This is a genomic window from Streptomyces sp. PCS3-D2, assembly GCF_000612545.2.
Classification (GTDB): Bacteria; Actinomycetota; Actinomycetes; order Streptomycetales; family Streptomycetaceae; genus Streptomyces.
Genome location: NZ_CP097800.1, coordinates 5250055 through 5263387, shown reverse-complemented (window position 1 = coordinate 5263387; position 13333 = coordinate 5250055). Strand labels below are relative to the sequence as shown.

The 13333-nt window shown below is 69.6% G+C and carries 17 protein-coding genes; 16 read left to right on the top strand and 1 reads right to left on the bottom strand.

Annotated features, from left to right (window positions below; translation table 11 throughout):
• Window positions 1-103: 103 nt before the first annotated feature.
• The 3 genes from AW27_RS23165 to AW27_RS23155 all read left to right on the top strand — a co-directional run bounded on the left by AW27_RS23165 (window position 104) and on the right by AW27_RS23155 (window position 2047).
• Window positions 104-712 carry an ATP-binding protein gene (locus tag AW27_RS23165; protein WP_157840272.1) on the top strand — a complete coding sequence of 203 codons (609 nt, stop codon included), beginning with the start codon at window positions 104-106 and terminating at the stop codon, window positions 710-712.
• A gap of 658 nt (window positions 713-1370) precedes the next feature.
• Entirely contained in the window at window positions 1371-1592 is a 222-nt protein-coding gene (locus tag AW27_RS23160) for a DUF5999 family protein (RefSeq protein WP_037924074.1), read from the top strand.
• Window positions 1589-2047: a sigma factor-like helix-turn-helix DNA-binding protein gene (locus tag AW27_RS23155; protein ID WP_037924071.1), complete on the top strand. Its 459-nt coding sequence runs from the start codon at window positions 1589-1591 to the stop codon at window positions 2045-2047. The genes AW27_RS23160 and AW27_RS23155 overlap by 4 nt, the downstream gene beginning before the upstream one ends.
• Window positions 2048-2189: 142 nt before the next feature.
• Here the strand turns inward: AW27_RS23155 and AW27_RS23150 are convergent, their stop codons facing one another.
• The gene (locus AW27_RS23150; RefSeq protein ID WP_106967624.1) at window positions 2190-3371 is read right to left on the bottom strand and encodes a competence protein CoiA family protein; all 1182 of its coding nucleotides are present in this window, start codon (window positions 3369-3371) and stop codon (window positions 2190-2192) included.
• Window positions 3372-3745: 374 nt separating this feature from the next.
• On the opposite strand from AW27_RS23150, the gene AW27_RS23145 reads away from it, so the two are divergent.
• The 13 genes from AW27_RS23145 to AW27_RS23085 all read left to right on the top strand — a co-directional run bounded on the left by AW27_RS23145 (window position 3746) and on the right by AW27_RS23085 (window position 13315).
• Window positions 3746-4327 carry a hypothetical protein gene (locus AW27_RS23145; RefSeq protein ID WP_304949896.1) on the top strand — a complete coding sequence of 194 codons (582 nt, stop codon included), beginning with the start codon at window positions 3746-3748 and terminating at the stop codon, window positions 4325-4327.
• A gap of 181 nt (window positions 4328-4508) precedes the next feature.
• On the top strand, window positions 4509-4850 hold the full coding sequence (locus AW27_RS23140) for a hypothetical protein (protein WP_052030905.1): 342 nt from the start codon (window positions 4509-4511) through the stop codon (window positions 4848-4850).
• A gap of 36 nt (window positions 4851-4886) precedes the next feature.
• Window positions 4887-5984, top strand: a complete 1098-nt coding sequence (locus tag AW27_RS23135) for an AAA family ATPase (RefSeq protein ID WP_037924066.1) — start codon at window positions 4887-4889, stop codon at window positions 5982-5984.
• 74 nt (window positions 5985-6058) lie between these two features.
• A complete protein-coding gene (locus AW27_RS23130) occupies window positions 6059-7201 on the top strand; it encodes a PD-(D/E)XK nuclease family protein (protein WP_236647710.1) in 1143 nt (380 codons plus the stop codon).
• Window positions 7202-7282: 81 nt separating this feature from the next.
• Window positions 7283-8128, top strand: a complete 846-nt coding sequence (locus tag AW27_RS23125) for a helix-turn-helix domain-containing protein (protein ID WP_052030903.1) — start codon at window positions 7283-7285, stop codon at window positions 8126-8128.
• Window positions 8129-8364: 236 nt separating this feature from the next.
• A complete protein-coding gene (locus AW27_RS23120; RefSeq protein WP_037924062.1) occupies window positions 8365-8886 on the top strand; it encodes a hypothetical protein in 522 nt (173 codons plus the stop codon).
• A 26-nt stretch (window positions 8887-8912) separates the two neighbouring features.
• Window positions 8913-9380 carry a hypothetical protein gene (locus AW27_RS23115; protein ID WP_037924059.1) on the top strand — a complete coding sequence of 156 codons (468 nt, stop codon included), beginning with the start codon at window positions 8913-8915 and terminating at the stop codon, window positions 9378-9380.
• 122 nt (window positions 9381-9502) lie between these two features.
• The gene (locus AW27_RS23110) at window positions 9503-9856 is read left to right on the top strand and encodes a hypothetical protein (protein WP_157840271.1); all 354 of its coding nucleotides are present in this window, start codon (window positions 9503-9505) and stop codon (window positions 9854-9856) included.
• Window positions 9857-9931: 75 nt separating this feature from the next.
• A complete protein-coding gene (locus AW27_RS23105; RefSeq protein WP_037924054.1) occupies window positions 9932-10237 on the top strand; it encodes a hypothetical protein in 306 nt (101 codons plus the stop codon).
• Between the two features lie 57 nt (window positions 10238-10294).
• A complete protein-coding gene (locus tag AW27_RS23100; protein WP_037924052.1) occupies window positions 10295-10603 on the top strand; it encodes a hypothetical protein in 309 nt (102 codons plus the stop codon).
• Window positions 10600-11058 carry a hypothetical protein gene (locus AW27_RS23095; RefSeq protein WP_037924050.1) on the top strand — a complete coding sequence of 153 codons (459 nt, stop codon included), beginning with the start codon at window positions 10600-10602 and terminating at the stop codon, window positions 11056-11058. The genes AW27_RS23100 and AW27_RS23095 overlap by 4 nt, the downstream gene beginning before the upstream one ends.
• A 213-nt stretch (window positions 11059-11271) precedes the next feature.
• Window positions 11272-12711: a DUF3560 domain-containing protein gene (locus AW27_RS23090; protein ID WP_052030901.1), complete on the top strand. Its 1440-nt coding sequence runs from the start codon at window positions 11272-11274 to the stop codon at window positions 12709-12711.
• Between the two features lie 121 nt (window positions 12712-12832).
• Window positions 12833-13315, top strand: a complete 483-nt coding sequence (locus AW27_RS23085) for a hypothetical protein (RefSeq protein ID WP_037924044.1) — start codon at window positions 12833-12835, stop codon at window positions 13313-13315.
• The last annotated feature ends 18 nt before the right edge of the window (window positions 13316-13333 follow it).

Genomic DNA, 13333 nt, shown 5'->3' with positions numbered 1-13333 from the left:
CCCATCATGGGCCGTGGTTTCCCCCTCAGGTTCCCCCTTGACGAGTTTTTCCCCCTCTTCCTTCCCCTGTTCCCCTCCTCGGCAGGGCGGTGCGATGGGTTCCATGACCACGTTCCGTGAGGTGGCGCGCTCCGCGCCGGAGAGTGCAGGGCATCGCCTGCTCGACGCCGAGGTGCCGACCGTGCTTCGCCTGGGCGATTCCCCGGTTCCGGACCGGCTGCCGCCCTTGCCGTTCTCCGTCGCCCGGCGTGCGGAGGTTCCTCGAGCTGAAGCATTCCGTGATGGAGCAGAGGCTGCGGTCGGATGCGCTCGGCCGGCTGGCCCCGGCTCGTACAGCCGGGAGGATGCCCGTCACGTGCAGGACATCCGGCGGTTCACAACGTCTTGCCTGCGTCGCTGGGGTGTTGAAGAAGACGTGGTGGAAGCAGCCGAGTTGATCGCGAGCGAGCTCTACACGAGTGAACTCATGCACGGCACCGACGAAGTCATCCGTGTTCAACTGATCGCTGGATCCAGCACGTTCACGGTGGCGGTGGCCGGCGGCGGCCCGTACGTTCCCGTGTACCCGATGGTGGAGCCGGACGACCAGGGCAGGCGTGGCCTGTTCCTCGTTGATCACCTCGCTCGTGTGCACCGCGGGTACTGGGGCCTGTCGGCCGACGGCACCGCTTGGTGCCTTCTGGCTTCAGCCGGGCTGCGGGCAGCGGCATGACCCTGCCCGCCGAAGTGTTAGCCGTCCCTCCGAGTGCACCAGCGTCTGATACCGACGAACTGGCTGCTGCTCTCCGTCGGCTTCTGAACCAGGAGACCAGCGGCGAGGTGGAGCTCCGGCTCGGACCCCGAACCTTCGAAGTTGTGGTCACGCCTCGCGGGCGACGCTCCGATCTGGCGCTCACGCTCATGGACACCTGGCAGGACGGGTGCGGCCCGGTCGTCGACGACCCCGGCCGGCCGTTTCGGTATTGGCTCGTTCCTCCCGGCACAGCAGCACGGTGGGAGGGCGAGTTCGGCCGCTGCGTGGCCAGAGGGCGAGTGGTGATGCCGCCGGTTGGTCGGTCTGCCCCGCCGGGGCCCTTTTGGGTTCGGCCCTGGGACCGCAACCGGCTCGTAGGCCCGAGCTTGCTGCGCGCGGCGCTGTCCGTCGCCAACGGAGGAAGGCCGGAGTGGCCACCGCTGCCGCAGCACCATGGCGGCGTGCCCGACCCTGCCGCCGCTCCGCGGTTGAACGCCCCCCTGCCTCGGAGGCCGGTACGACCGCCCACCGTGCTGAAGCCGCCGCCCGCGTAGGCCGTGCCCCTTCCCGGCGCTACGCGGGCGGCTTCCAAGTACACCGCCGCCCTGGAGCGGGCGGCCTGACCAGAGGGAACTCCGTGGAACAGTCCCAGTCTCCGACCTGCCTGCATTCTCCGCCGTGCCCGCGGGCCGACGACAGCGGCTGGGGGGCCGCCAAGGTCGTTGCGCCGCACCCGGAGCAGGGGTGGAGCCTCCTCTGCAACGGCGTGTTGCTCTTCGAGGACACCGGACAGCTCCTTCCTGACGGCAGCAGCGTCGCCCCTCACCGGCCGACCGACATCACGAGGGTCGCGGCGTGAGCGGGCAGGCGACACCCGGGGAAGGCTTCCGGCTGACTGAACGGGAGCTCGAGACCGTCGACCTGGCCGCCGACGGCCTGAAGATCGCAGCCATTGCGAAACGGCTGGGAGTCACGCCCGCGGCAGTGCAGTCCAGGCTGAAGTTTGCACGTCTGAAGACCGGCTCCGCGCGCACGACGGCACTGGTCCACAGCACCTACGCCACCGAGCAGTTGACCCGGCCGGCCGCCGAGGATCCGGTGGAGCTGTCGGAGGACCAGCTCCAGGTGCTGGGCTTCCTCGCAGACGGGCGGACGGTGGTCGAGATGAAGGCTCTGGTCTCGTGGCCGGAGCACCGCCTTCGCGATACGTACGGTGACCTTCTGGCTGCGCTGGATGCCACCTACAAGCCGACATACGCCATCAAGCGCGCCTGGGCCATGGGCCACCTCGGCCGAGATCGGCAGACCGCCTGAGCCATCCCCTGCGGGGCCTAGGTGTGCTCGCGGCCGGTGCCCGGCGAACGCCCGGGTGCTCTGGTGGTTCGGCCGCACCGCCTTCTCCGCCTCGGGCAGGTGGGCCGCGACGCTGCTGTCGTGCCTGCGCCCTCGCGCGCGGTCACGACGGCTGGTCGGTGCCCTTCAGGACCTCGATCCGTTGCCCGGGTCTGGCCTGTGCCGCGATGCGCTGCCGCTCCCCTTCGGAGGCAACGAAGACGACAAGCGGGGCGAGGCGGTCTCGCACGGCGGCTACCCTGCCGGCCACCGGGCAGACGACGCCGTACGGGGTGAGTCCGAGGTAGACGGGAACGCCCATGGCGTACTGAGGTTCGCCCTTGTCGGCGACGAAGGGGTAGCGGCCGGTCGCCCGATGGACGAACTTAGCAGCCGGTATCCCCAAGGCGGCCTGCCGGGCGAGGAGGGCTTGGACAGCGGCTTGGTGCCCACCTTCTGCCCTGGCTCGCTCCTGGACCTTCTGCATTTCCAGTTGCTGCTCTTGGTGCCGCCGGGCCCGGCTTGCGCGCTCTTGCTCCTCCTGCTCCCGCTTGCGCCGCCTCTTGACCTCCAGGTAGTCGGTCTCCGCCGTGGCGTACTGCGGCGCCGTCCAGAGGACGTGCCAAGTGGCAGACAGCGGACTGCGGACAGGGGTGGCTCGCCGGTGCGGTACCACCCGCCTCGCGAACACCCAGCGCAGGAACTCCGCGACGGGCACGCCTCGGGGGCCTGCCTCCCACTGTTTCCCCGAGAACTTCGCCAGCCCATCCTTGATTGCCAGCACGCCGTCCACGGTCTCCAGACCAGCCCACGGCACCGCGCCGAACCACGGGACCCTCACCCGGTCGCTGAACCACACCGAGGACACTCCGTCCTCGAGCATTCGTTCCGTGCGGGCGGTGATGTCATCGGGCGTGATGGGTGAGAGCTGAGCCTCCAGGGCTATCGTCCAGGTTCCGGCCGGGTCGCTCGCCAGCACGTCGGCCCGCCACGCTCCGTCCGGGCCGCGGACCTCCAACTCGGCGTACGCTCCGGCATCGCGTGCGGCGGCGGCGAGTTCCAGCTTGAGGAGGTGATGGGCCGGCGACTCCTCGGCCAGCGCGCATTTTGGGGCGCCCGGCGCGTGGGCGAAGAATCGCAGGCTGCTGGAGGAGACCTTCGCGTACATCGGATGGCGGCACTCGTCGCAGCTCAACGGGGCAAGTGGACGGACCTTCCAGACCTCCGCCCAGTCCCGACCGCATCCCAGGTCGGGTAAGTGCGCGAAAACCGCGCCCCACTGTTCGTGCACAGCACGGATCGCCACGGCCGCCCCCTCCAACTCGCTCCGAGACAGCAGCGTGCCGCACCTGTCGCCGTGGGAGTAGAGGACCAGGCAAGGTCATGCTGGTTTGCAGCCGACCGCCGGACGGAGCCAGCCCGGCATCCGGCCGGTACGGCTGCGCCTCGAAAATGGGCAGAAGAGGAAACGTTCCAGCCGGTCGCGAAAACCAACGGGAAAGCCCCCGGGCATCGGCAGATGGCGGGGGCTTCCGTACACCTCTTGGAAAGTGTGACCCCAGTCTATCGGGGGGAGCGGCACGCTCGGGCGGCCCGAGCCGCGGGCACCCCTCCCATACCCGTATTCTGCTATCGCAGACATAGGAGAGAGGAGGGGTTGTTGTGGCTAAGCCGCTGGTGATGGGCCGCAAGGAGATCGCGCATGTGTACAACATCGCGCCGACGGCCGTCAGCGACCGGTGGATTCCAAGGGGGACGCTCTCCTACGAGGACGCGGTGATCGTCTCGGGGAAGCCGTTCTGGCCTGGCGGCCTGGTGGTGGATCTTGCCCTGCCTGCGGGCGGGCGGGGTCGGCAGCTTGACGTTGGCCGGCTGGAGACCATCGAGCAGGCTCAGGGCGCCGGGGTCCGGCCGAAGTCGAAGGGTGAGCTGCCGTGCGTGGTCGGCCTTCAGGAGGTCGCCGAGGTGTTCGGCGTGGATCCGGTGAAGGCGAGCCAGGCGACGAAGAGCGCCCAGGGGATGCTGCCGCCGGCTGACTACGAACTGTCCGGGTCGCCGCTGTGGCTGCTGGAGACGATCCTTGCGGGTGCGGAGCACACGGAGCAGGTGTCGAAGGACGCGAAGCGGAACCCGGGCGAGTGGAAGCTCCGGGCTGAGGTCGTCGAGGATCTGAAGACGGGTCGGTACGCAGGGCCTGGCTCGATGATCAAGGAGCGCGGCAAGAAGGCCGCGGAGGGGGGCGCGGCGCCGGTGGATTCGTAACGGCGCCGCTCCAAGGTGCAGTTGAGGGCTCCAGGCCAGCGCGCCTGGGGCCCTCGCTGCATTTACGGTGATTGACACCCCCACAAGAGGTAGTAGAATTTAGTTATCGGCCGCCGAGTTCACTTGGAACACGCCGCGCTCATGACGTAGAAATAGGCCACCATCTATCTCCGGAGGGATCATGCTTTCCACGCAGCTCGAACTACCGATGGCTCCACTGCGACAGCCCGACCCGGCCGGCGGGAACCTGAGCATTCAGGAGCGGTTCGAGGCGTTCCACGAGCTCAACCCCTGGATTCTGGCGAAGCTGGAGGCCATGACCGCCGACTGCGTGGAGCGGGGCCTGCAACGAGTGGGCATCGGGATGCTGTTCGAGGTCCTGCGGTACGAGTACGGCCGCGCCACCCGGGGTGACACCTGGAAGCTGAACAACAACTACCGCAGTCGCTACGTCCGTCTGCTCTTGGAGCAGCGCCCGGAGTGGGGTTCCGTCTTCGAGCTGCGCGGCCTTCGCAGTGCCTGAAATAGGCCACCATCTAAAACACCTCTTGGAGATGTGATGTCCAACCTGTCTTCCCCTCCCAAGCTCCGCACCCGGAAGCCCACCGGTGTGATCCCCTGGCCTGTGATCCTCGTCGAGGGCGAAGAGAAGGCGGGCAAGTCCCACACCGCCGCCGCGTTCACCGGATCGGACAAGACCGGTCAGGCGTACTGGCTGGAGCTGGGCGAGGAGACCGCCGACGAGTACATCAACGTGCCCGGCGCGGACTACGAGCTGATCGACCACAACGGCTCCTACCGTGACATCCTCGGCCAGATCGAAGCGGTCCACGCCGAGGCCGTACGTGCCGCCCGGGCGAAGGAGAAGCCGGTCGTTCTGGTCATCGACTCGGTGTCGAACCTGTGGCGCATGCTCGTGAACTGGACCCAGGTCCGGGCGCAGCGGTCCCTGGCCGGCCGGAAGAAGCTGGAGGCCGACCCGGACGCCGAGATCAAGCCCACCATGAACCTCTGGAACGACGCGGGCGAGAGGTGGGCGCGGGTCATGTACCTGGTGCGCACGATGCCCGGCATCGTGATCCTCCTTGCGCGCGGCAAGGAGGTCGCGGCCCTGGATGAGCGGGGCGAGCCCATCCCTCGCGCGAAGGCCACGGACTGGCGGGTCGAGGGGCAGAAGTCCTTGGCGTACGACGCCACGGTGTGGGTGCGGCTGCGCCGGGAGGTGGACCCGCAGATCGTCGGCGCCCGCTCGTTGAAGTTCACCGTCCCCCGGAGCGCGAAGAAGCCCATGCACGTGCCGGACTTCAGCATCGAGCACTTGGTCTTCGGGCTCATGGGTTGCTCGATCCACACGCAGCCCAGGGCCACGCCGGAGCTGACGGGCGACCTGGCCCAGGTGTGGGAGCCGAAGGTGAAGGCTGCCGCGGAGACCGGTGTCGAGGCCCTGAAGAAGCTGTGGTGGGACGCAGAGAAGGAGTCCGGTCTCGACCGCGAGGAGCTGGCGATCATCCGCAACGCGATCGAGCGCAGGGCCTCTGAACTCAGCAACCCGAAGAAGCTGGACGACCCGACCAGCGACGCCGCCCGGCTGCGCGCTGCTGCCGCGCAGATCCGCGATGAGGCGGAGGCATCCGCCGAGTTCGACGCGGCCGCCTGAGCCGACCCCCTTCCTCGGCATCCCGTGGGGTCCGCTCGCCTCGGGCGGACCCCACCCACCTCTTGGAGTAGTGCATGACCACGATGACGACGGCCGCCCTGCCTGGGTCGATCTGGGGCGCCGCCCACGACGCTGATGCTCGGCGGCCCCGCTCGGTCCAGACCCAGCTGGGCGCCTCCGACACGATCTGCCAGCGCCGCGCCGGGTACATCCTCGCCGGCACCGAACGAGACAACCCCTACGCCGACAAGCGGGCGGCGATCCTCGGCACGTACATCCACCGGGGCCTGCTGGAGGACGCCCGGCGCGAGTACGGGTGGCTGGTCGAACGCGTCGTCGCCAACGACGTGCTCCGCGGGCACATCGACGCCGTCCACCTGGACGCGGAGGCTGCTGCCCGTGTGCCGAAGCGGCATCGGCCGCTCGTGCCGGCCGAGGAGCTGACGGTGGAGGACGTGAAGACCAAGTCCGCCCGGATCTGGGACCGTGTCGTGCGGTTCGGGCCGACGGCAGCGGAGATGCGGCAGGTCCTGCTGTACGCGTTGCTGCTGCGCGAGGTCGGGTTCGCCGACATTCCCGGCCAGCGGTACCTGCACCGGCTGGGCCCACTGGATGTGCAGCGGATCCGGTTCAGGTTCGTGTGCCGTGACACCGGCGAGGAGCACGTGCAGGAGTTCCCCTTCGACCTGTGGCTTGCGGAGCAGGCCCGCTGGTGGGTGGAGCGCGTCCTCGAGGCAGGCAGTCCCGAGGAACTGCGCCGCGACCACGACGGCCCGGGACTGTCGAAGGTGTGCGACAACTGCCCCTTCATCACCGCCTGCTGGCCTGAGGTAGCTCCGGGGGACCCTGCGCAGACTGCGTTGGTCCACGACGACGCTGACCGGGCCGCTGCGCTGGCCGCGTACGTCAAGGCGCACGAGCGGTGGCGGGCCGCCAACAACGAGAAGAAGAAACTGCGCGAGATGTTGGCCGCCTCCCCGGAGGGCAACTACGGCGCCAACCACCTTGGTTGGAGCGGCGGCAACGACAGGGACGAGACCGACGTGCCCGCCATGGTCGCGCTGTTCGAGGATGCCGACCTGGTCGTGCCGATGGTGCCCGACGCCGAGGCCATGGTGAAGATCCTGCGCCGCGCCGGCCTCGTGGTGCCGGTCCGCCGTGCTGCCGCTCAGACATCCCGCTCGATCAAGGTCTCCGCGGCCCGTAAGGCCGCCTGAGACCGCCGGGCGGCCCGCATCTGACCGGGTTGGGCCGCCCGGCTCCCGTTCGACCCGCACAACACCTTCTGGAGATCTTCCGTGACCATCCTTCGCCGCCACCTCAGCAGCGGCTACACGGTGCTGCCGACCGCCACCCTTGAGGACGCCCGCCTGTCGTTCCGTGCGCGCGGCATCCTCGCCTACCTGCTGGCGAAACCGGACACGTGGAAGGTGGCGGCCGACAGGATCGCCAAGGCGGGCAAGGAGGGCGTGGAGGCGGTCCGCACGGCCCTGCGGGAGCTGAAGGACGCGGGCTACTACCGGGTCGTGACGGAGCGGATGACGGATGGCACCCTGCGGCGGATCACGGAGGTGTATGACCAGGCGCAGGACTGGGCGGCCGAGGAGTTCCGGAAGCTGGAGGCGAAGCGGTTGGAACGGCGCCGCAAGCGGGAGCAGACGGCGGCGGCCCCGGACGCGAGCGAGGGCGGATCGCCGGACGCCACCGAAACCGGGTTTTCGGGGGTCGGTTCTCCAGTGTCCGGTTCTCCGAGCCATGGTTCGCCCGGGGTTATAGGTAGTAACCAGAGTCAGTACTCAGAGAAGAACCCCCTAACCCCCGCAGCTGGCGCAGCGGGGGGACCTGCTGCCGCTGTCCGAGAAGACGGACCGGCACGGCCTGCGGCCGGCGGTGGGTGCCGGGTGCATCCCGATGGGGCGGGCCGCGGGTGCCGGGGCTGCGGTACGAGCCCTCGTCAGCTCCGTGAGGCCGAGGAGTCTTCGGCGCGGAAGGCGGCGCAGGCCCGGCAGCGTGCTCGGGATGCCCAGGTGATTTCGGAGGGGGCGAAGCCGTTCTCGACGCTCTCGGACGTTGCGCGTCAGGCGATCTCCGAGATCCGGGCCAAGCGCGGCGAGACGGCCATCAAGACGCAGCAGGAGAAATAGGCCACCGTCTTTCTGTATTCTGACGCCGCAATGGCCCGCTTCCTGACGTGCGACCTGCAACCTCCTGGAGATACCGTGACCGAGTCACTTGGCTGCCCCGGCAGGCCCATGCGGCGCCCGCATCAACGCTGCCGCTACTGGCACCTCCAGTCTGTCGCGCTTGCACGGGCCAGAAATAGGCCATCATCTATTTACCCACATGGGTCATCGACACCCCCCGGCACTGGACGCCCCTGATGAAACTGACCGACAACGACCTGGCCATGGCCTCGCGGGACTTCTTCAACCCCGCCCAGCTGCTGGAGTTCGCGGACCTGCCGTTCACCGACTCACGGGCTTTGCGGGCTGGCCAGCTGCTTCGGGAGCGCGGGGAGCAGGGGATGCGCCTGCGCAGGCTGCCCGGCGAGCCGGACGCGGGAGCCGTGTGCAGCTGGACCTGGCGGCCGGGCGGATTCAGGTACGCGGTGGACGCCACCAACGGCGCGCGCACCGGCGACGTCAGCTGGCGCCAGGTGTCCCAGCTGGTTGACGAGCACCTAACCCCCGTCCGGTACGGCGCGCTGCGCCAGGCGGTCACCGTCGAGACGGAGCACCGCCGCTCCTACCTCCCCGGCCCGGCACCGTTCCGCGACGCGGACGCCTGGCGGATGCACTTCTACGAGCCGTGGGCCCGTACGGCCTTCGCGTTCGAGCTGCGCGCCCAGGCCGCGAAGGACGCCATCCTCCCGACTCCGCGGCCTCAGCCACCTCTGTTCTGACCGCCCGACCCCAAGAAGGACCTGTCGTGATCAACTCGACCGCCGCCACCACCTGGCTGGAGCAGGCCGCCTGCGCCGGCTCCGAGAGCTACATCTTCACCGCCGGCCAGGCCGAGGAGCCTGCCGAGAAGCTGGCGAAGACGGCCGAGCCGCTGGTGCGCGCCTGCCTCGACTGCCCCGTGCTCAAGGAGTGCTACGACCGAGTCCGGCCGAAGGGGTCGCAGTTCGATGGCGTCTGCGCGGCGCGGCTGTGGATCAACGGGCAGGAAGCGGCGCGCGCCCTAGGTGCCCCGCCGCTGCCGAAGTCCCTCGTCTCGCGCGCGGGCGTTTGCGGCGAGCCCAGCGGCGTGCGCGGTCACCGGAGGGCCGGGGAGCCGCTGTGCGGGCAGTGCCGCGTCACGGCCCAGCGGTCGGAGTCACGGGCGGCCGGCGCGGCGACGATTCGCAAGCGCGGGGCGAGGAGCGCCCGCCGCCCACTCGCAATGAAGGGCTAGCGCCACCCCCCTTGACCTGCGGTTTTATGTTGACACCCCCACTGAAGGTAGTAGAATTTAGATACGAGGGAGGGGGGAAGCCCCGACCCACTCCAACCGGAAGGATCGCGATGCACACCCCGATGACCGACCCCATTAGCGTGCTGGCCGTCTCCCGCGATTACGCGATCAGCGAGGTCCAGGCCGAGGTCGCCCTGACCTGGGCCGCAGTCGCGATGGCGCTGGAGTGGGAGGCCTTCGCCCTCGAAGCGGGCCTGGACCCCGCCGACGGGGAGGCCATGAGCCGCTGGAACCAGCAGTTCCCCCACGTGCGGACCACCTGCCTCGACGACGCCGTGGCACAGGTCGCCGCAGCGCCCGCACCGATCCTCAACCCGGTGGATCAGCTCCTGCACGACGTGCGAACCACGCCGGTCTGCCGTCGCCGCCCTGCAAGCCCCCTCCGGACCAACCGAATCCGCGTCCGCATCCGCTGAGCGCCCCCTTGGCCCGCCCCGCCGGGGGCGGGCCGCGCCATGCCAACCCACCCCAAAACCGAAAGGGAGACAGCCATGGGAGCTGTTGACTTCGACCACATCGAAGCCGGCCCAGACGTCGAGCAGGCGTTTCACGCCGCTCGGGATGCCGCCCTCTACGAGCACGGCCGCGGCGGCTACACCGGCAGCATCGCCGAAAAGGACACCTACCTGGCCTTCGACGAACCTCGCACCAGCGCGGACAAGGCGTACGTGCGCGCCTCCCAGCTGCTGAACGCGGACCGCCGCATCTCCGACAAGCGCGGCCCGGCCGGCGCGCTGCCGGTCGTTCTCGACGACGGCCAGGACGGCTGGCTGTTCTTCGGCTGGGCTTCCCACTGACCGTCACCCGCGCTGGGGCGCTCTCGCGGGCGCCCCGCTACACCTCTTGGATAACCCATGTCCTTCAAGAACCTTCCCCTTCTCGGTACCGCCGAGATCATCGGGGCCCTGAACCTCAGCCCCAAGCAGACCGCAGCAGCGGCCAACCTGGCGCACAGGGTGACCCAGAGCGCCTGGCGGCGACGGCCGCCGCACAAGAGCGGCCAGACCTACGAGGAGTTCGCCGCGGCTGTCTCCGCTTGCGCCTGGCTCACGATGTTCGAGGTCGGCGCCCTGCTCATCCTGGGCCGCCACCACGACGCACGGATCCTGACGGAGGCCTCCCGCTCGGTGCACCAGGCCGCCCACACCGGACGGCGTCGATGACCAGGCCGTCTCACCACTACTTCCACGAAGACCTGGAGCATGACGTGTTCGACCTCCTCGCCACCCGCACAGCCTTGATCGTCACAGCGAACCTCCTCCGCGCGCCGGCCGAGCACCGTTCGCCACTCGAACTCGCCACGCAGGGAGGCGTCCTGTGGATGTGGGAGCGGGCCACCCCTGAGCTCCGCCGGATCCTGCTGCTCCAGGCTGCGTGGGAGGCCCGGGGGCGTTTCACGGGGGAGGCCGACGACGATGCGGCCCGCTACGCCGGGTACTTCTCCGACGCGGCAGCGGAGGCAGCCGCAAGCGGTGTGGCCGAGCGCACCAACTTCGTCCACGTGGCCACTCCTGCCTTCATGGCCGCCCAGTCGCTGGCCTTCGACCGGGACGAGAACGCGGTCTCCCTCGTTGCCACGCTGCTGCTCGCCCAGCGCATCCAGGGCCGGTGGATATGAGTAGCGGCGCCAGCGTTTGGCTGCGCCAGGCAGACAACACCCCGGTCCGCGATCGAACGGACACAGCCGCAGCCTTCGAGGTGATCGAGACCGCAACGGGCGCCACAGGTCCCGTCTGCCTGCTCGTCGCCCACGACCCGCTCATCGACGCCCTGTACGCCGGGTGGCACCCCCTTGCCCGGCTCATCCGCACCTGAAAGGACCTGCACCGTCATGACCATCGAGATCGAACACACCCGCGCCGACGGCACGATCCTCCACGGCTCCCGCAAGGGAGACGGCGTCTACGAGATCGTCCGGCAGCACGGCTTCCGCTACTCCCGGAACGTCGGCATCTACATCCGCGGCTCCCGAGACAAGGAGGCGCAGCACTGGCAGATCAACCGAGCGGCTGAAGCCCTCCGGGCGGCAGGCCATGAGGTCAAGATCGAAATTGACGAGAACGACAACCGCACGTTCGCCGAGATCGAGGCCGCCCGCGAGGAGCGCGCCGAGGAGCGGGCCGAGCGGTTCAGCGACCGCGCGGGCCGCGCCGCCGCGGCCTCCGACGCCCGCCGGGGCGCAGCCCACGACATCAGCCGGCGGTTCGAGTTCGGCCAGCCCATCCTCGTCGGCCACCACAGCGAGCACCGCGCCCGCCGCGACCAGGAGCGCATGCACGGCAACATGCGGGCCTCGATCGAGGAGGGCAAGAAGGCGAGCTACTGGGCGGGCCGGGCGGAGGCCGCCGACGCCTACAAGGAGCACCGGAACAACCCGTACCGGACCTTGAGGCGCCTGGAGAAGCTGGGGGCCGAACTCCGCCAGCAGGAGCGGTACCGCGAGGAGGCCGTCGAGAAGGGCTGGGATTCGGCCGACCGGCACGCCCGCCACATCCGGGACCTGCGCAAGGAGATCGAGCACTGGGAGGAGGTCGTCGAGAAGGCGAAGGCCGAGGGCGTGAAGATCTGGACGGCGGACGACTTCGCCCCGGGCGACTATGTCATGTACCTGGGCTCCTGGTACCAGGTGAAGCGGGTCAACTCCAAGACGCTGAGCGTCGCGTGGAACCTCAGGCTCGCCCCGAAGCAGGTGATGTCGCTGGAGGACGCCACCGAGCGCGGGCAGGTCTGGACGCACCCGGCCGACTACACCAAGGTCCGGGCCCGCTGCCCCGAGGCTGCGATGCTGGCCTTCCTCGCCGACGGGAAGGTCCCCGGCACGAAGGCCGCCCACGCCGCATCGGAGGAGCAGCCGGCCAGCGCCGTCCGTGAGGCCCGGGCGGCGATGCCGAAGCCGAAGGCGAAGAAGGCCAGCAGCGACCCGAAGCTGGCGAAGAAGGTCTACGTCACCTGCCCGCTCGGCGGGGCCGAGGCGACCCTGACGTGGTGGAACGGCAACAGCCGTCCCCACAAGGACTTCGAGCCGGTGACGATCACGGCCAGGGAAGACACGAAGTTTCACCGGTCGGTCTGGTCCCGCCCGCTCCAGGACGAGATCGCGAGGATCCTCGACGAGCGCGGCTACGTGTGCGGCGAGGGCGACTGGACGCTGTCCCGCGACCGGAGCGGGTTCGTGCGGGCCATCCAGCCGAAGCCGGAGGCTGCGCCCGGGGAGCCCGCCAAGCCGACCGTGGAGACGGCGGCGGCCCCGCTCCTGCCCCTGGTCGGATAGCCCCCCGCCCGGGGAAGGGCAGAAGGTTGACCCCACCTCGATAGATAGTAGAATTTAGATATGCGGTGAGGGGGTGCCCTACCCCCCTCACCGCCCCGACGACCACGAAGGAGTGGAGACCATGACCGATGACGGCTACCTGGGCCAGTACCTGCACGAACTCCCGCCCAGCACCCGCAACATCACCTCCGCCGCGATGGCGCTGGCCCGAATCAGCGAACTGGGCTGGGCACCCCGGGGCGGATACCCGGGCTCGGACGTGCTGTGGCCGGTGAAGTGCCTGCTGTGCGACTGGGACGGCCTGCGCTTCTACAGCCACCTCCGCCGCGCCCGACCGAAGCGCCGCCACGCGGGATGCATCCCCGTCGCCGAAATCGCGGAACGGCTCGACCAGCTCGGAAGGACCGCCACGGGCAGCTGCGGCTGCGCCCAGCCGCACACCCTGAGCGCCGAGGCGTTCCACGAGGCCGCCCTACTCCTCGGCTCGGCGCACGCCGACGGCGCCCGCGAGCAAGCCCTCTTCCTTGCTGAACGACTCCTGGGGCCCTGCACAGCCACAGCCCGCCGCGGCCGCGCCGCACAGCGCGCCTTCCCCCGCTCGTGACCACCCCCACGAAAGGCG